Origin of the sequence: Streptomyces sp. TLI_55, from assembly GCF_900206255.1 — a bacterium.
Taxonomy (GTDB): domain Bacteria; phylum Actinomycetota; class Actinomycetes; order Streptomycetales; family Streptomycetaceae; genus Streptomyces; species Streptomyces aquilus.
Window position 1 is genome coordinate 1,778,383 of sequence record NZ_OAOJ01000001.1, and the last position, 15,641, is coordinate 1,794,023.

Annotated in this window: 12 protein-coding genes; 4 read left to right on the plus strand and 8 right to left on the minus strand. The window is 71.1% G+C overall.

The window, feature by feature from the left end:
* Positions 1–69: 69 nt before the first annotated feature.
* The 5 genes from CRP56_RS08295 to CRP56_RS08315 all read right to left on the minus strand — a co-directional run bounded on the left by CRP56_RS08295 (position 70) and on the right by CRP56_RS08315 (position 3,958).
* Positions 70–690, minus strand: a complete 621-nt coding sequence (locus tag CRP56_RS08295; RefSeq protein WP_097261748.1) for a GTP-binding protein — start codon at positions 688–690, stop codon at positions 70–72.
* Positions 671–1,078 (minus strand): DUF742 domain-containing protein, encoded by a 408-nt coding sequence (locus CRP56_RS08300; protein WP_097261751.1) that lies wholly within the window; start codon positions 1,076–1,078, stop codon positions 671–673. The genes CRP56_RS08295 and CRP56_RS08300 overlap by 20 nt, the downstream gene beginning before the upstream one ends.
* Complete coding sequence (locus CRP56_RS08305) at positions 1,075–1,482, minus strand: roadblock/LC7 domain-containing protein (protein WP_097261753.1); 408 nt, start codon at positions 1,480–1,482, stop codon at positions 1,075–1,077. The genes CRP56_RS08300 and CRP56_RS08305 overlap by 4 nt, the downstream gene beginning before the upstream one ends.
* Positions 1,479–3,062: a sensor histidine kinase gene (locus CRP56_RS08310; protein WP_097261756.1), complete on the minus strand. Its 1,584-nt coding sequence runs from the start codon at positions 3,060–3,062 to the stop codon at positions 1,479–1,481. The genes CRP56_RS08305 and CRP56_RS08310 overlap by 4 nt, the downstream gene beginning before the upstream one ends.
* Before the next feature lie 269 nt (positions 3,063–3,331).
* Positions 3,332–3,958 carry a TetR/AcrR family transcriptional regulator gene (locus CRP56_RS08315; RefSeq protein ID WP_179850969.1) on the minus strand — a complete coding sequence of 209 codons (627 nt, stop codon included), beginning with the start codon at positions 3,956–3,958 and terminating at the stop codon, positions 3,332–3,334.
* A 192-nt stretch (positions 3,959–4,150) separates the two neighbouring features.
* Here CRP56_RS08315 and CRP56_RS08320 point away from each other — a divergent pair, with 192 nt between their 5' ends.
* The 4 genes from CRP56_RS08320 to atzF are packed head-to-tail and all read left to right on the plus strand — an operon-like array spanning position 4,151 to position 10,752.
* Positions 4,151–4,975, plus strand: coding sequence for an urea amidolyase associated protein UAAP1 (locus CRP56_RS08320; protein ID WP_097261758.1), 825 nt, complete (start codon positions 4,151–4,153; stop codon positions 4,973–4,975).
* Complete coding sequence (locus tag CRP56_RS08325) at positions 4,972–5,586, plus strand: urea amidolyase associated protein UAAP2 (protein ID WP_097261761.1); 615 nt, start codon at positions 4,972–4,974, stop codon at positions 5,584–5,586. The genes CRP56_RS08320 and CRP56_RS08325 overlap by 4 nt, the downstream gene beginning before the upstream one ends.
* A complete protein-coding gene (locus CRP56_RS08330; RefSeq protein ID WP_097261764.1) occupies positions 5,583–9,086 on the plus strand; it encodes a 5-oxoprolinase/urea amidolyase family protein in 3,504 nt (1,167 codons plus the stop codon). The genes CRP56_RS08325 and CRP56_RS08330 overlap by 4 nt, the downstream gene beginning before the upstream one ends.
* Positions 9,087–9,099: 13 nt before the next feature.
* Positions 9,100–10,752, plus strand: coding sequence for an allophanate hydrolase (gene atzF / locus CRP56_RS08335; RefSeq protein WP_097261766.1), 1,653 nt, complete (start codon positions 9,100–9,102; stop codon positions 10,750–10,752).
* 65 nt (positions 10,753–10,817) lie between these two features.
* Here the strand turns inward: atzF and CRP56_RS08340 are convergent, their stop codons facing one another.
* Genes CRP56_RS08340 through tatC form a run of 3 tightly spaced genes read right to left on the minus strand, consistent with a single transcriptional unit; the run spans position 10,818 to position 15,597 of the window.
* A complete protein-coding gene (locus CRP56_RS08340; protein ID WP_097261769.1) occupies positions 10,818–13,673 on the minus strand; it encodes a DEAD/DEAH box helicase in 2,856 nt (951 codons plus the stop codon).
* A 40-nt stretch (positions 13,674–13,713) separates the two neighbouring features.
* Complete coding sequence (locus CRP56_RS08345) at positions 13,714–14,604, minus strand: diacylglycerol kinase (protein ID WP_097261772.1); 891 nt, start codon at positions 14,602–14,604, stop codon at positions 13,714–13,716.
* Between the two features lie 30 nt (positions 14,605–14,634).
* Positions 14,635–15,597, minus strand: a complete 963-nt coding sequence (gene tatC, locus CRP56_RS08350; protein ID WP_097261774.1) for a twin-arginine translocase subunit TatC — start codon at positions 15,595–15,597, stop codon at positions 14,635–14,637.
* Positions 15,598–15,641 lie beyond the last annotated feature (44 nt).

Sequence of the window (15,641 nt, forward strand, 5' to 3'; positions counted from 1 at the left end):
GTCGCTCCGAAGTGGATCCGGTTGCAGGGGAGTTGAGGTCGGGGGGCGGCGCCCGTCAGGGGTCGGGCGTCAGGTGAGCGCGCCGGTCATGGCGAGCGAGTGCAGGAAGCGCATCAGGGTCATCAGCACGTCGCGGCTGGACGCCCGGCGGCGCGCGTCGCACTCCATGATGGGGATGTCCGGGGCCAGGTCGAGCGCGGTGCGCAGGTCCGCGATGGGGTAACGCGGCCCGTCCGGGAAGCTGTTGACGGCGACGACGAAGGGCACGCCGCGCTCCTCCAGCCGCCCTATGACGTCGAAGCTGACCTCCAGGCGGCGGGTGTCGACGAGCACCACCGCGCCGAGCGCGCCTTCGAACAGACCGTTCCACAGGAACCAGAAGCGTTCCTGGCCGGGGGTGCCGAACAGGTACAGCACGAGCTGGTCGGTGATGCTGATCCGGCCGAAGTCCATGGCGACGGTGGTGGCCGTCTTGGTGTCGGAGCCGAAGTTGTCGTCGACACCGATACCGGCCTGCGTCATGGTTTCCTCGGTGGTCAGCGGCCTGATCTCGCTGACCGAGCCGACCATCGTCGTCTTGCCGACTCCGAAGCCGCCCACGATCACGATCTTCACCGCGGCCTGGGCCGTGTGCGGCAGATGATCCTCTGTTCGTGGTCCGGGGATGGTGTCAGAGCCTTTGAAGTCCATGCATCACCGCTTCGAGAAGGGAACGGTCGGGGAGCGCCTGCCGGACGATCGGGGCGCGCGCCTGCACCAGTCCGGCCGTCAGCATCTCGGTGATCAGTACGGTCACCACGCTGAACGGCAGGTTGAGATAGGCCGAGAGCTCGGCCACCGACAGGGGGGCCGTGGTGAGCCGGAGCATCGCCGTCTGCTCGGGCGTCGCGGAGGGCGGGGGGTCGGCGCGCGCCACGATTAACGTGACGAGGTCGAGGTCGGCGCGTTCGCCGTCCGGTCCCGCGACCACGTAGAGGCGTTCGGGCGGGCGCTTCCCGCCGCCCGCCCCCTCGGGTTTGGCGACCGGTTCGACGAGTTCGGGGCTGGGGAGTCGCCGCTGGCGTTGCGGAGGAGTCATACGGTCTGGCCGTTGCGCCTGGGCGGGCTGGTGAGATGGGCCCCGATCCGGACCACCAGGTCGGCCATTCTGTTGCTCATCAGACCCGGTTCGGCGACCACGTCGGACAGGACCGCGAGGTAGGCGTTGGCGCCCGCGGCCATCAGATAGAAGTAGCCGCCGTTGATCTCGATGAGCACCATCTTCATCCGGCCGTCGCTGCCCGGGATCTCGTGGGCCACGGCACCGGCCAGGCTCTGGAGCCCGGCGCAGGCCGCGGCGACGCGATCGGCGGCGTCCGGGTCGCCGCCGTGGCGGGCGATGCGCAGGCCGTCGGCGGAGAGCACCACGATCATCTCGATGCCCGGTACGCCATCGGCGAGATCCTTGAGCATCCAGTCGAAGTTGGCGCGCTGCTGGATCACTTATGGTCCCTCTCGTCGTCGGCCTCGATGCGGGCCGGCTCAGTGGTCTGCTGGGTGACTGCGGTCGGGTCCGGGGCGCCCTTGAGTCCGTTCCAGAACGCTTCGACCCACAGGCCGGGTGCGGGTTCCTTCTCGTCCGGCTCGGGGGCGGGTGCGGATGTCGACCAGATGGACGGCTTGCCCTCGCGCTCGGCCTTCTCGATGGCGGCCTGTTCGGCGAGCCGCTGGCTGAGCGGGATCTTGACCCGGCTGCGACGCTGCGGCAGCCCGCCCGCGGTCCATTCGGTCACCTCGGGGACCTCGTCCTCCATGGACACATGGGCCGGGATGCGGGGGCTGGTGGGGCGCCGCCTCTTGGGTGCGCGCTTGGGACCTTCGAGCGCACCTTCGGTCTTCGGTACGGCACCGGCGCCGATGCCGTGGGCGAGTCCGGGAGCGGGCTCCTCGGTCATCATCTCGCGCGGCACGATGAGCACGGCGCGGACCCCGCCATATGCCGAACTGCGCAGCGAGACCTGCATGTTGAACTGTGTGCACAGGCGTCCTACGACGGCCAGGCCGAGGCGCGGGGTGTCGCCGAGGTCCTGGAGGTCGACGCCGGCCTTGGCCCGCTCCAGCATGCCCTCGGCCTTGTTGCGTGCTTCCTCGCTGAAGCTGACGCCGGCGTCCTCGATCTCGACGGCGACGCCGGTCTGCACCTCGGTCGCCGTGACGTGGACCTTGGTCTGCGGCGGCGAGTAGCGGGTGGCGTTGTCCATGAGTTCCGCGACGGCGTGGATGACCGGTTCGACGGAGATGCCGCGGATGTTGACCTGGGCGATGGAGTCCAGCTTGATGCGGCGGTACTCGAGGATGCGGGACATACCGCCGCGCAGCACGCTGTAGAGCGGGACGGGGTCGGGCCACTGGCGGCCGGGGCGGCCGCCGCCGAGCACGGAGATGGAGTCGGCGAGGCGGCCGATCAGCGCGGTGCCGTGGTCGATGCGCAGGAGGTCGTCGAAGACCTCGGGGTTGCGGCCGTGGTCCTCCTCCATCTCCCGGAGTTCGTTGTTCTGCTGGTGGACGATGGCCTGGACGCGGCGGGCGATGCTCACGAAGTTGCGCTGTGCGGAGTCGCGCAGGGCTTCCTCGCTGTCGATGATCTGGAGGATCGTGTGGAGCACGCTCAGCTGTGACTCGGGCAGTTCGCGGTAGGAGGGGTCGATGTCGCCGATCCGGCGAATCACCTCACCGGGCGAATTTCCGGATCGCAACCGGTGGATCGCGTTGGGCACGATCTCCTTGGCGAAGCGGATCAGTTCGGCCTCGTGGGAGGCGACCCGGCGTTCCAGATACGCAGTGTGACCGGCGTGCTCGGCCCGCAGGTCACGCAGGGCCCGGCCGCGGCGTACCGCTTCGGTCGCCACCGCGAGCACCAGGAGCATGGCGACGCCGCCGCACCAGCCGACGGCCGTACGGGCGGGCTCCGACACGGCGGCGGCTGCGGCTCCGGTCGCCGCCGCCATCAGTATCGCGGGCAGCAACAGCACGCGCGCGTAGGGAAGTTCACGGCGTCCGGGTGGGGATTGAACACTCACCATGTGGGCCCTCTGAAACATATCGGCTGGGAGGCGCATTTCTAGGGAACAAGCGCCCGAATACATCTCAACTCGGTGCGCTGCGGGCGAGCTTAGTCCGACCGGATCATCGCCGTGTCATATTCAGCAAGCACCTGAAATCGCCCCCGCGAGAGGAGTACCCTCGGCTCCATTTGCACGCTGAGCCGCCATTCGCACACGGTGCGTCACGGCGTACAGGCATGCGAAAGCCACTCACCGTGACGGGTGAAGGCCCGTTTCCGATACGGGGTTCAGATCCCGGCGATGCGCAGCGCCGCGTCGGCCGTCGCCTCCGCGAACACCGACACCGGGCGTTCGGGGTCGGAGCGGTGGACGAGGATGACGCCCTCGATCAGCCCGAAGACCAGGTCGGTGCGCAGGTCGAGCTCGCTCTTGGCGAGCCCGCCGCCGGCCTCGGTCGCGGCGAGCAACTGCCGGTAGGCGTCCTTGAGTTCGGCGCGCACGGCGCGGAACCCGGCGAACCGCTCGGCGCGCACCTCGGGCAGCAGGTACAGGCCGCCGAGGTTGTGCGGGCCGCCGCACAGCAGCTCGACGTCGGCGCGGCACAGCTCCCAGAGCCGGTCCGCGGCCGGTGTCGCGTCGTCGGCGAGGAGTTCACGGGCGTAGCCCAGGGACGGGGTGACCGTGGACTCCAGGAGCTGGGCGAGCAGTTCCTCCTTGCCGGAGACGTAGTGGTACATGGAGGCCTGCCGCATGCCCGCGCGCTCGGCGACCGCGCGGGTGGTGGTGGCCGCGTAGCCGCGGGTGGTGAACAACTCGGCGGCGGCGTCGAGGAGTTCGGCCCGCGGTTCGAGACCGCTGTCCGCCCGCTGCGCGGCCCGCGGCCTGCCGACCCGTCGCCCACCTGTCGCTCCCATGCGTTCGATCCTCGCACAGGGCGCCACCTGGTGATCCACGCGTCGACGGGGCCGCCGGGGTGAGCCCTCGGTAACCGCCCCGCAACACCCGGGCAACCCCCGCGACCCGACCGGCCCCTAATTTCTGTCGCACGACAGAAATACCCCCGCATGAAGCCCCTCACGAAGTTTCCCGGAGCCGGAGGTCCCGCGATGGCGACAGCGACCACGTACGGAGCGCGCGATCACGCCCGCGCCCAGGAGGGCACGCGCACCGAGGCCATGCCGGTGGTGCCGGCCGCCGACTGGCCCGAGCCCCCTTGCGAGGCGGGCCATCTGGTGTGGGCCGAGACGGTCGCGGGCGGCAACTACACCCACCGGGTGCTCGCCCGCGGCACCGAGCTGCGCCTGACCGACCTGCGCGGCGACGCCTGCGCCCACCTCCTGCTGTACGCGGCGGACCGCCCCTGGGAACGGCTGAACGTCGCCGACACGGTGAAGGTGCAGTGGAACGCCTACCTCGGCGAAGGCCAGCTTCTCCTGTCCGACCAGGGCCGCGTCCTCGCGACCGTGGTCGCCGACAGCTCGGGCCGGCACGACGCGCTGTGCGGCACCTCCACCCTCGTACGCAACACGAAACGCTACGGCGACGGCACCCCGCAGTCCCCCTCCCCCGCCGGCCGCGAGCTGTTCAAGCTGGCGGCGGCCAAGAACGGCCTCGCTCCCCGCGATCTGCCCCCGTCGCTCTCCTTCTTCCAGGGCGTCGAGGTCCGCGAGGACGGCGCCCTGGACTTCACCGGCTCGGCCGGTCCCGGCGGCAGCGTCACCCTGCGGACCGAGCAGGACGTCACCGTGCTGATCGCCAACGTCCCGCACCCGGCCGACCCGCGCCCCGACTACGTCAGCACCCCGCTGGAGGTCCTCGCCTGGCGGGCCGCGCCGACCGCGCCCGGCGACCCCCTGCGGGACGCCACGCCCGAGGGCCGCCGCGCCTTCCTCAACACCGCCGAATTCCTCGCCGCAAGGGGGCTCGCATGACGTCCACGGTTCCCGCCAAGACCGTCGTACCGGCCCGGGCCGCCTGGTCTTCCGTCGTCCGCGCGGGCGAGACCCTCACCATCACCGACCTGCACGGCAACCAGGCCGTCGACTTCCTCGTCTACGACGCCCACGACACGTCCGTCCGCTACAGCGCGCCGGACACCCTGCACGCCCAGGGCAACATCTTCCTCACCACCGGCAGCGTGCTGATGTCGAACGAGCACACGCCGCTGATGACGGTCGTCGCCGACGACGTCGGCCGCCACGACACGGTCGGCGGCGCCTGCTCCAAGGAGTCCAACACCCTCCGCTACGGCCACCACACCTGGTCCCAGCACGCGTGCGTGGACAACTTCCTCGCCGAGGGCGCCCGGCACGGCCTCGGCAAGCGCGACCTGGTCTCCAACATCAACTGGTACATGAACGTGCCGGTCGAGAAGGACGGCACGCTCGGGATCGTCGACGGCCTCTCGGCGCCGGGTCTCTCCCTCACCCTGCGCGCCGAGTGCGACGTCCTCGTCCTCGTCTCCAACTGCCCCCAGATCAACAACCCTTGCAACGGCTTCGAGCCGACGGCGGTCGAGATGACGATCGGGGCCGCCGGATGAGCTTCGACACGCTGCTCGTCGCGAACCGCGGCGAGATCGCGGTACGGATCATCCGCACGGCTCGGGAGCTGGGCCTGCGCACGGTCGCCGTGTACTCCGACCCGGACCGCTCGGCGGCCCACGTCCGGCTCGCCGACACGGCCGTACGGCTGGGGCCCGCACCCGCCAAGGAGTCGTACCTCGACGCCGACCTGGTCCTGAGGGCGGCGAAGGACACCGGCGCGGGCGCCATCCACCCCGGGTACGGCTTCCTGTCCGAGGACGCCGACTTCGCGCGGCGCTGCGAGGAGGCCGGGATCGTCTTCGTCGGCCCGACGCCGGAGCAGCTGGAGCTGTTCGGCGCCAAGCACACCGCGCGGGCGGCGGCCGAGGCGGCGGGGGTGCCGCTGGCACCCGGGACGGGCCTGCTGGCCTCGCTGGACGAGGCCCTCGCGCGGGCGTCGGCGATCGGCTACCCGGTCATGCTCAAGGCGACCGGCGGTGGCGGCGGCATCGGTATGTCGGCATGTCGCTCCAGGGCGGACTTGGAGGATGCCTGGGACCGCGTGCAGCGCGTCGCCGCCGCCTCCTTCTCCTCCGCGGGCGTCTTCCTGGAACGCCTCGTCGAGCACGCCCGCCACGTCGAGGTCCAGGTCTTCGGCGACGGCGAGGGCCGGGTCGTCACCTTCGGCGACCGCGACTGCTCCCTGCAACGCCGCAACCAGAAGGTCCTGGAAGAGGCACCGGCCCCGGGCCTCCCCGACCACGTGCGCGAGCAACTCGCCTCCAGCGCCCGTGACTTGTGCGCCTCCGTCGGCTACCGCTCCGCCGGGACCGTCGAGTTCGTCTACGACGCCGCCCGCGAAGAGGCCTACTTCCTGGAGGTCAACACCCGCCTCCAGGTGGAGCATCCGGTCACCGAGGAGATCTACGGCGTCGATCTGGTCGCCTGGATGCTGCGGCTGGCCCGCGGCGAGACGGACGTCGTCCGCGACCCCGGCCCCCCGCGCGGCCACGCCGTCGAGGCCCGCGTCTACGCCGAGGACCCCTCCCGCGAACACCGGCCCAGCGCCGGCCTGTTGACGCGGGTCGAGTTCCCGCCGGGCGTCCGCGTCGACGGCTGGGTGGAGACGGGCACCGAGGTGACGACGTCGTACGACCCGATGCTCGCGAAGGTCATCGCGTACGGCTCCGACCGCGCCCACGCGCTGCGCCGCCTCGACGAGGCGCTGGCCCGCACCCGCGTCGACGGCATCGAGACCAACCTGGGCCTGGTCCGCGCCGCCCTCGCCGACCCGCGCTTCACCCGGGCGACGCACTCGACGGCGACCCTGGCCGGCATCACCGACCCCACCCCACGCATCGAGGTCGTCTCCGGCGGCACCCTCACCACCGTGCAGGACTGGCCCGGCCGCACCGGCTACTGGCAGGTCGGCGTACCCCCGTGCGGCCCGATGGACGACCGCGCCTTCCGGCTCGGCAACCAGGCGCTCGGCAACCACGAAGGCGCGCCCGGCCTCGAATGCACCCTCCAGGGACCGTCGTTGAGGTTCACCCACCCGACCACCGTGTGCGTCACGGGCGCCCCCGCCGAGGTCACCGTGGACGGCGTACCGGTCCCGCAGTGGGAGCCGGTGACGCTACCCGCCGGGTCGCTGCTGGCCGTGGGCGCGCCCACCGAGCACGGCCTGCGCACCTACGTCCTCTTCGCCGGCGGCCTCGACGTCCCCGCGTTCCTCGGCAGCGCGAGCACCTTCACGCTGGGCCGCTTCGGCGGGCACGGCGGCAGGGCGCTGCGCACCGGCGACGTCCTGCACGGAGGGTCGGTCACCACCGGCACGCCGGTCACCGACCGGCCGTCGTACGGCTCGACCTGGCACATCGCCGCCGTCGAAGGCCCGCACGCGGCACCGGAGTTCTTCACCGAGGACGACATCCGCGACTTCTACGCCGCCGACTGGAAGGTGCACTTCAACTCGGCGCGCACCGGCGTCCGGCTCGTCGGCCCGAAGCCCCGCTGGGCCCGCACCGACGGCGGCGAGGCGGGCCTGCACCCGTCCAACATCCACGACACCCCGTACTCGGTCGGCGCCGTCGACTACACCGGCGACATGCCGGTGCTGCTCGGCCCGGACGGCCCCTCGCTTGGCGGCTTCGTGTGCCCGGCGACGGTCCTGAGCGCCGAGCGCTGGAAGCTGGGCCAGCTGCGGCCGGGCGACACGGTCCGCTTCGTACCGGTGGACGTCGACGGCTCACCCCGACCGGAGATCGTGGACGGCGGCATCCTCGCCCGCGACGGCGATGTGACCTACCGCCGCAGCGGCGACGACAACCTGCTCGTCGAGTTCGGGCCGATGCAGCTGGACCTGGCGCTGCGCATGCGCGTCCACGCCCTGATGGAAGCGGTGGCCGAGGCGGTTCTGGACGGGGTCACCGACCTCACCCCGGGCATCCGCTCCCTCCAGATCCAGACGGACCCGCGGCGCCTGCCCCAGCACGAACTCCTCGCCGCCGTACGGGAGATCGTCGACGGGCTCCCTCCGACGGACCAACTGGTCGTGCCCTCCCGCACCGTCCACCTCCCGCTGTCCTGGGACGACCCGGCGACCCGGGAGGCGATCGCCCGCTACATGGCGGGCGTGCGCGACGACGCGCCCTGGTGTCCGTGGAACATCGAGTTCATCCGCCGCGTCAACGGCCTCGACTCGGTGAACGACGTCTACCGCACGGTCTTCGACGCGGAGTACCTCGTACTGGGCCTGGGAGACGTCTACTTGGGCGCCCCGGTCGCCACCCCCCTCGACCCCCGTCACCGCCTGGTGACGACCAAGTACAACCCGGCCCGCACCTGGACCGCGGAGAACTCGGTCGGCATCGGCGGCGCCTACCTCTGCATCTACGGCATGGAGGGCCCCGGCGGCTACCAGTTCGTGGGCCGTACGACCCAGGTGTGGTCGGGATGGCAACAGCGCGGCGCGTTCGAGCCCGGGTCCCCTTGGCTGCTGCGCTTCTTCGACCGGATCAAGTGGTACCCGGTCGACGCGGACGAACTCCTCGACCTGCGGGCGGACATCACCTCCGGCCGCTTCGTGCCCCGCATCGACGAGGGCACCTTCTCCCTCGCCGACTACCAGGCCTTCCTCTCCGACAACGCCGATTCCATAGGCGAGTTCAGGACCAGGCAGCAGTCGGCGTTCGCCGCGGAACGGGACGCGTGGGAGGCCGCGGGCGAGTTCACCAGGGCGGAGGCCGCGGCGGCACCGCCGGCTCCCCCGGCGGAGGTGACGGTCCCGGCGGGAGGACACCTGGTCGAGGCCGAATTCGCCGCCTCCGTATGGCAGTTGAATGTCTCACCCGGCGACGAGGTGACGGCCGGTCAGCCGCTCCTCGCGCTGGAGGCGATGAAGATGGAGTCCAGGGTGCACGCGCCGGTCGACGGCGTGGTGACGGAGATCCTGGCCAGACCGGGCGACCAGGTGGAAGCGGGGACGGCGTTGCTGGTCCTCGGCCCCGCGAACTGAAACGAGGAACAGCATGACCGACGCCCTCACCCGCGTCCGCGCCGCCTACGCCCGTATCGAGGCCGTGGACCGCCCCGAGATCTGGATCGACCTGCGGGCGCAGGCGGAGGTCGAGGCCGAGGCCCGCGCCCTGGATGCCCGCGTGGCCGGCGGCGCGTACCTCCCCCTCGCCGGCCGCCTGTTCGCCGCCAAGGGCAACATCGACGTGGCGGGCCTGCCGACGACCGCGGGCTGCCCGGCGTACGCCTACCACCCCGACGAGGACGCGCCCGTCGTGGCCCGCCTCCGCGCGGCGGGCGCGATCGTGCTGGGCACCACGAACCTGGACCAGTTCGCCACCGGCCTGGTCGGCACCCGCTCCCCGCACGGCGCCGTCCGTAACGCCCACGACCCGTCCCGCATCAGCGGCGGCTCCAGCTCGGGCTCGGCCGTCGCGGTGGCCCTCGGCCTGGTCGACTTCGCCCTGGGCACGGACACGGCCGGGTCGGGCCGGGTACCGGCCGCCTTCAACGGCATCGTCGGCCTCAAGCCCACCCGAGGCCTGGTCCCGACGACCGGCGTGGTCCCGGCCTGCGCCTCCCTGGACTGCGTGACGGTCTTCGCCCGCACCCTCCCCGAGGCGGAACAGGCGCTCGCCCACATGACGACAGCCACACCCCCGCCGCTCCCCGGCCGGGCACCGGGCCCGTGGCGAATCGCAGTGCCTCCAGTGGCCCAGCTCGGCGAACTGGACGAGGGCTGGGCGGAGGCCTACGAGGCGGCAGTGGCGCGGCTGGCGGCTGCCGGCGCCGAGATCCGCACCCTCGACCTGACCCCGTTCACCGAGGCGGCCGCGATGCTCTACGAGGGCGCGTTCGTGGCCGAGCGCTACACGGCGGTGGGGAGCTTTGTCGACAAGTTGCTCACAGAGGGCGGCGAGGGCCTGGACCCGACCGTCGCCGGCATCATCACCCGCGCCCGCGACATCCCGGCCCACCAGCTCTACGCCGACATGGACCGCCTGGCGGCCCTCCGCACCCGCGCCCTGACCGAACTGTCCGACGCGGACGCCCTGTTGCTCCCCACGACCCCGGGCCACCCCACTCTCGCGGAGGTGGCCGCGGGCCCCCTGTCCAGCAACGCCCGCCTGGGCCGCTTCACCAACTCCACCAACCTCTTCGACCTGGCAGCGGTGGCAGCACCGGCGGGCGAGGTCAACGGCCTCCCGTTCGGCGTGATGCTGATCGGCCCGGCCTTCACGGACGAACGCCTGGCGAGGCTGGCCGCCCTGCTCCAGCCGGAGACGAGGCTGGCGGTGGTAGGGGCCCACCTGTCGGGCCAGCCCCTGAACCCCCAACTCCTGTCACTGGGCGCCCGCTTGGAACGCACGACCACGACGGCCGCGGCCTATCACCTCCATGCCCTGCGCACGACGCCACCGAAGCCGGGCTTGGTGCACGTAGGCGAGCAGGGAGCCGCGATCGAGACAGAGATCTGGCGCCTCCCGGCAGAGGGCCTGGGCCGCCTCCTGTCCACGCTCCCGAGGCCGATGACCCTGGGCAGCGTGGAACTGTCGGACGGAAGCAGGGCCCCAGGTTTCCTCTGCGAGCCAGCCGCCTTGACGGACGCGGAAGACATCACGCGACACGGCAGTTGGCGGAACTATCTCGAACACACGGGACACTGACGGACCTAGGGGCGCGGGGAACTGCTCGACCAGCCACAGCGCACCCGCACCCGCGAAGCAAACCGTCACCCCACCGACGAGTAGGCCACAACCCCCCGCAGCAAGAGATCAACCGCCTTCCGCGCAGCCTTGGCCACAGAAGACCCCTCCCTCGCAGGCGCCGCAGCCGAGATCTGCCCCAGCACATCAATCACCTGCTTGCACCACCGCACAAAGTCCCCGGCCGGCATCTCAGCCTCCCGAAGCACCTCGTCGAGCCCCTTCCCACTGGCCCACATGTACGCGGCCCAGGCGAATCCGAGATCCGGCTCCCGCTGCCCGACCCCCTCGGTCTGCGTGATCCGGAAGTCCTCCTCAAGCGCATCCAGCCGCCCCCAGATCCGCACCATCTCCCCCAGCGCGGCCTTCGCCTTGCCGGACGGCACCTTCGGCGCCATGGCATCGTCACCGACCCGCGCCTCATACACCAACGCCGAGACACAAGCAGCGAGCTCCGCAGGAGCAAGCCCCTCCCAGACCCCGGCCCGCAGACATTCACTGGCCAGCAGATCGAGCTCGCCGTAGAGCCGCGCCAGCCGCTTGCCGTGCTCGGTGACCTCGTCGGCCCGCAGATAGTCGAGCTCGGTCAGCAGCGCGACGATGCGATCGAAGGTCCGCGCGATCGTGTTCGTGCGCCCCTCGATGCGCCGCTCCAGCTGCGAGGTGTCCCGCAGCAGCCGGTGATACCGCTCGGCCCACCGCGCATGGTCCTCCCGGTCGTCGCACCCGTGGCACGGGTGCGCCCGGATCGCGGTCCGCAGCCGGGCGATCTCACGGTCGTCGGCGGCCTCCGCCCGCTTCTTACGGGCCCGCTCCGGCGGAATGTGCCCGGCCTTGGTCCGCAGGGCGGAGGCCAGGTCCCGACGCGACTGCGGCGAGCGCGGGTTGAAGGACTTGGGGATCCGCATCCGGTCCAGCGCCTCGACCGGCACGGGGAAGTCCATCGACGCCAGCCGCTTGACCTGCCGTTCGGCGGTCAGCACCAGCGGCCGGGGCCCGTCATGCTGCTCGAACCCCCGGTGTCCGTTGGACCGCCCGGCGGGCAGGCCCGGGTCCAACACCAGGGCCAGACCGGCGTACTTGCCCGTCGGGACGTGGATGACGTCACCCGGCTTGAGCTTCTCCAGCGCCGTGGCGGCCTCGGCACGCCGCTGGTTGGTGCCCTGCCGGGCCAACTCGGTCTCACGGTCCTTCAGTTCACGCCGCAGGCGCGCGTACTCCTCGAAGTCGCCGAGGTGGCAGGTCATGGACTCCTTGTAGCCCTCGAGACCCTCCTCGTTGCGCTGCACCTGACGCGAGATGCCCACGACCGACTTGTCGGCCTGGAACTGCGCGAACGACGTCTCCAGCAGCTCCCTGGACCGGTGCCGCCCGAACTGCTCGACCAGGTTGACCGCCATGTTGTACGACGGCTTGAAGCTGGACCGCAGCGGGTACGTGCGCGTGCCGGCGAGCCCGGCGAGGTGGTCGGGGCTCATGCCGCGCTGCCACAGCACGACGGCATGGCCCTCGACATCGATACCCCGGCGCCCCGCACGCCCCGTCAGCTGGGTGTACTCGCCCGGCGTGATGTCGGCGTGCTGCTCGCCGTTCCACTTGACGAGCTTCTCCAACACCACCGACCGCGCGGGCATGTTGATGCCGAGCGCGAGGGTCTCGGTGGCGAACACGGCCTTGACCAGCCCCCGTACGAACAGCTCCTCGACGACCTCCTTGAACGTCGGCAGCATGCCCGCGTGGTGGGCCGCGATGCCGCGCTCCAGGCCTTCCAGCCACTCGTAGTACCCGAGGACGTGCAGGTCCTCGTGCGGGATGGAGGCGGTGCGCTCCTCGACCAGGTCACGGACCTTGGCCCGCGCCTCGTCGTCGTTGAGCCTGAGGCCGGCGTACAGGCACTGCTGTACGGCCGCCTCGCAGGCCGCGCGGCTGAAGATGAACGTGATGGCGGGCAGCAGCCCTTCGGCGTCGAGCCGCTCGATGACCTCGGGACGGCCCGGGGTCCACACGCGCGAGCGCTGTCTGCGCTCCCGCTCGCGGTCGGCCTCGCGCATCGCCCGGCCGCGTCTGCGGTCCTGGTACGAGGGCCGCTGGGCCTCCATGCGGGCCAGCCGCGTCAGGTCGGGGTTGACGGCCTTCTTGTGGCCCTCGCCCTCCTCGAACAGGTCGTACATCCGCCGCCCGGCGAGCACGTGCTGGAACAGCGGCACGGGCCGGTGCTCGGAGACGATCACCTCGGTGTCGCCGCGGACGGTGTCGAGCCAGTCGCCGAACTCCTCGGCGTTGGACACGGTCGCCGACAGCGAGACCAGCGTCACCGACTCGGGAAGGTGGATGATCACCTCTTCCCATACGGCACCGCGGAAGCGGTCGGAGAGGTAGTGCACCTCGTCCATGACCACGTAACCCAGACCGAGGAGGGTCTGGGAGCCCGCGTACAGCATGTTCCGCAGCACCTCGGTGGTCATCACGACCACCGGGGCCTCGGAGTTGACGCTGTTGTCGCCGGTGAGCAGACCGACCTTGTCGGCGCCGTAGCGGCGGCACAGGTCGGCGTACTTCTGGTTCGACAGCGCCTTGATGGGTGTCGTGTAGAAGCACTTCTTGCCCTGCTGCAGGGCGAGGTGGACGGCGAACTCGCCGACGATCGTCTTGCCGGAGCCGGTGGGGGCGGCCACCAGCACGCCCTTCCCCGCCTCAAGAGCCCGGCAGGCCTCGATCTGGAAGGGGTCGAGGCCGAAGTCGTACATCTCGCGGAAGCCCGCGAGCGCGGTGGCCTGCTCGGCAGCCCGCACACGGGCAGCCGCATACCGCTCGGCCGGTGAGAGGTCCTCTGTCATCGTGCTTTCGAGCGTACCGGGCCCCACTGACAACAGGACGATCATTATCCGGATCCCGTCTTGTCAAACCCGGGGTCCGTGCACTTCAGAGCCCCGCGACCCGCACCGCGCCCGGCACACAGCGCGCGGTCAGCGGCAACGGCCCGAGCGGCTCCCCGTCGGCGTAGCCGGTGATCCCCGCCGCGCCGATCTCGACCTTCGCCGCCCGGTGCACGGTGACCTTGGGATGGTCGACGTGGGTGCCCCGGTACACGCGCGGGAACACCCTGAGCAGGGTGGCCCGGCTGCAGTCGCCGACGACGGTGATGTCGAACAGGCCGTCGGTGAGGTCGGCGCCGGGACAGATCCGCATGCCGCCGCCGTACGACGATCCGTTGCCGACCGCCACCAGGGTCGCCTCGATCTCGCGGACCTCGCCGTCGTCGAGCCTGATCCGGTACGGGAAGGGCTTGAACGCGGCCAGTTCGGCGATCATGGCGAGGTCGTACTTGAAGCGGCCCGTGGGCCATCGCAGGCGATTGCCTCGGTCGTTGACGCGGGAGTCGAAGCCGGAGGCGAGGACGGTACCGAACCAGCGGTCGCCCACCTGTCCAAGGTCGATGTCGGGCAGCTCGCCGCCCTTGAGGGCGCCGGCGATCCGCCGTCCCGCGGCGGCCGGGTCCCGTACCGGCAGGCCCAGGGCGCGGGCGAGGTCGTTGCCGGTGCCCACGGCGACCAGGCCGAGCGGGGTGCGCGTGCCGGCAACGGCCTGGAGCGCGAGGTGCGCCATGCCGTCGCCGCCGACGGCGATCAGCGCGCCGGTGCCGTCCGCGACGGCGGCACGCGCGCGCGTGAGGGCGTCCCCGGCGTTCTCCCCGAGCACCGTGCGCACGGAGAAACCGGCCGCCCGCAACGCGGAAGCGGCCGGCTGCGCCGCATGGGCGCCCCGGCCGCGACCCGCGGTGGGGTTGACGAAGAGGGTGATCTCGCTGGTCACGTCCCGACCCTACGAGCGGCCACCCGATCTTCAGGTCACGTCGTCATAACCGTTGACCCGCTCCGTGGTCGACTGCTCGGGCAGCGCCCGGCTCGCGGAGACCGTCTCGACCTCGCCGATGTCCTCGGGGGTGAGATCCAGGTCGGAGGCCTCGTCGTCGGCGGGGCCCTCGGCCTCGCGGCGGCGCCGGCGCTTGTCGTTGAGCAGGGAGAACAGCGTGGCGCCGAAGTACAGCACCCAGATGGGGCCGGCCAGCGCGAGCATGCTCAGCGGGTCCGTGCTCGGCGTCGCGACGGCGGCGAACACGGTGATTCCCATGATCATTCCGCGCCACCAGCCGAGCATCCGCTTGCCGGTGATGATCCCCGTGAGGTTGAGGAAGACCAGCAGCAGGGGCAGCTCGAAGGAGAGACCGAAGACGATCACCATGCGGGTGACGAGCTGGAGCAGATCGTCGAGCGGCAGCAGGTTGTCGATGCTGCCGTTGGGGGTGAAGTCGATCAGCACCTTCGCGGTGGTGGGAAGCACCGCGTACGCGAAGTACGCGCCGCCGAGGAACAGCGGGGCGCCCGTGAATACGAAGGCGTAGGCGTACTTCTTCTCGTGCCTGTGCAGGCCCGGGGCGACGAACGCCCAGAGCTGGTACAACCAGATCGGCGAGGCGATCACGACACCGGCCATCAACGAAACCTGAAGAGCCAGATTGAAGGGCGCCAGCAGACCGTTGATGGTGATCCGGGCGCACTTCACGCTGGAGTCGTCGGAAGCCCCCGCCTTGGCGAGTTCCGCGAAACTCTGCTGACATCCGATCGAGTCCAGGATCGGCTTCGTCAGGAAGTTGATGATGTCGTTGTAGAAGAAGGCGGCGACGATCGTGACGATGACGATGGCCAGCAGCGCCTTCGCGAGCCGGTTGCGAAGCTCACGAAGGTGGTCCGCAAGGGGCATCCGCCCCTCGGGATCCTTCTCCTCTTTGCGGGCAGACTTCAGCAACCCACGTTCCCATCTCGTGCGGCGGGCCGGAGGTCACCGGCCCT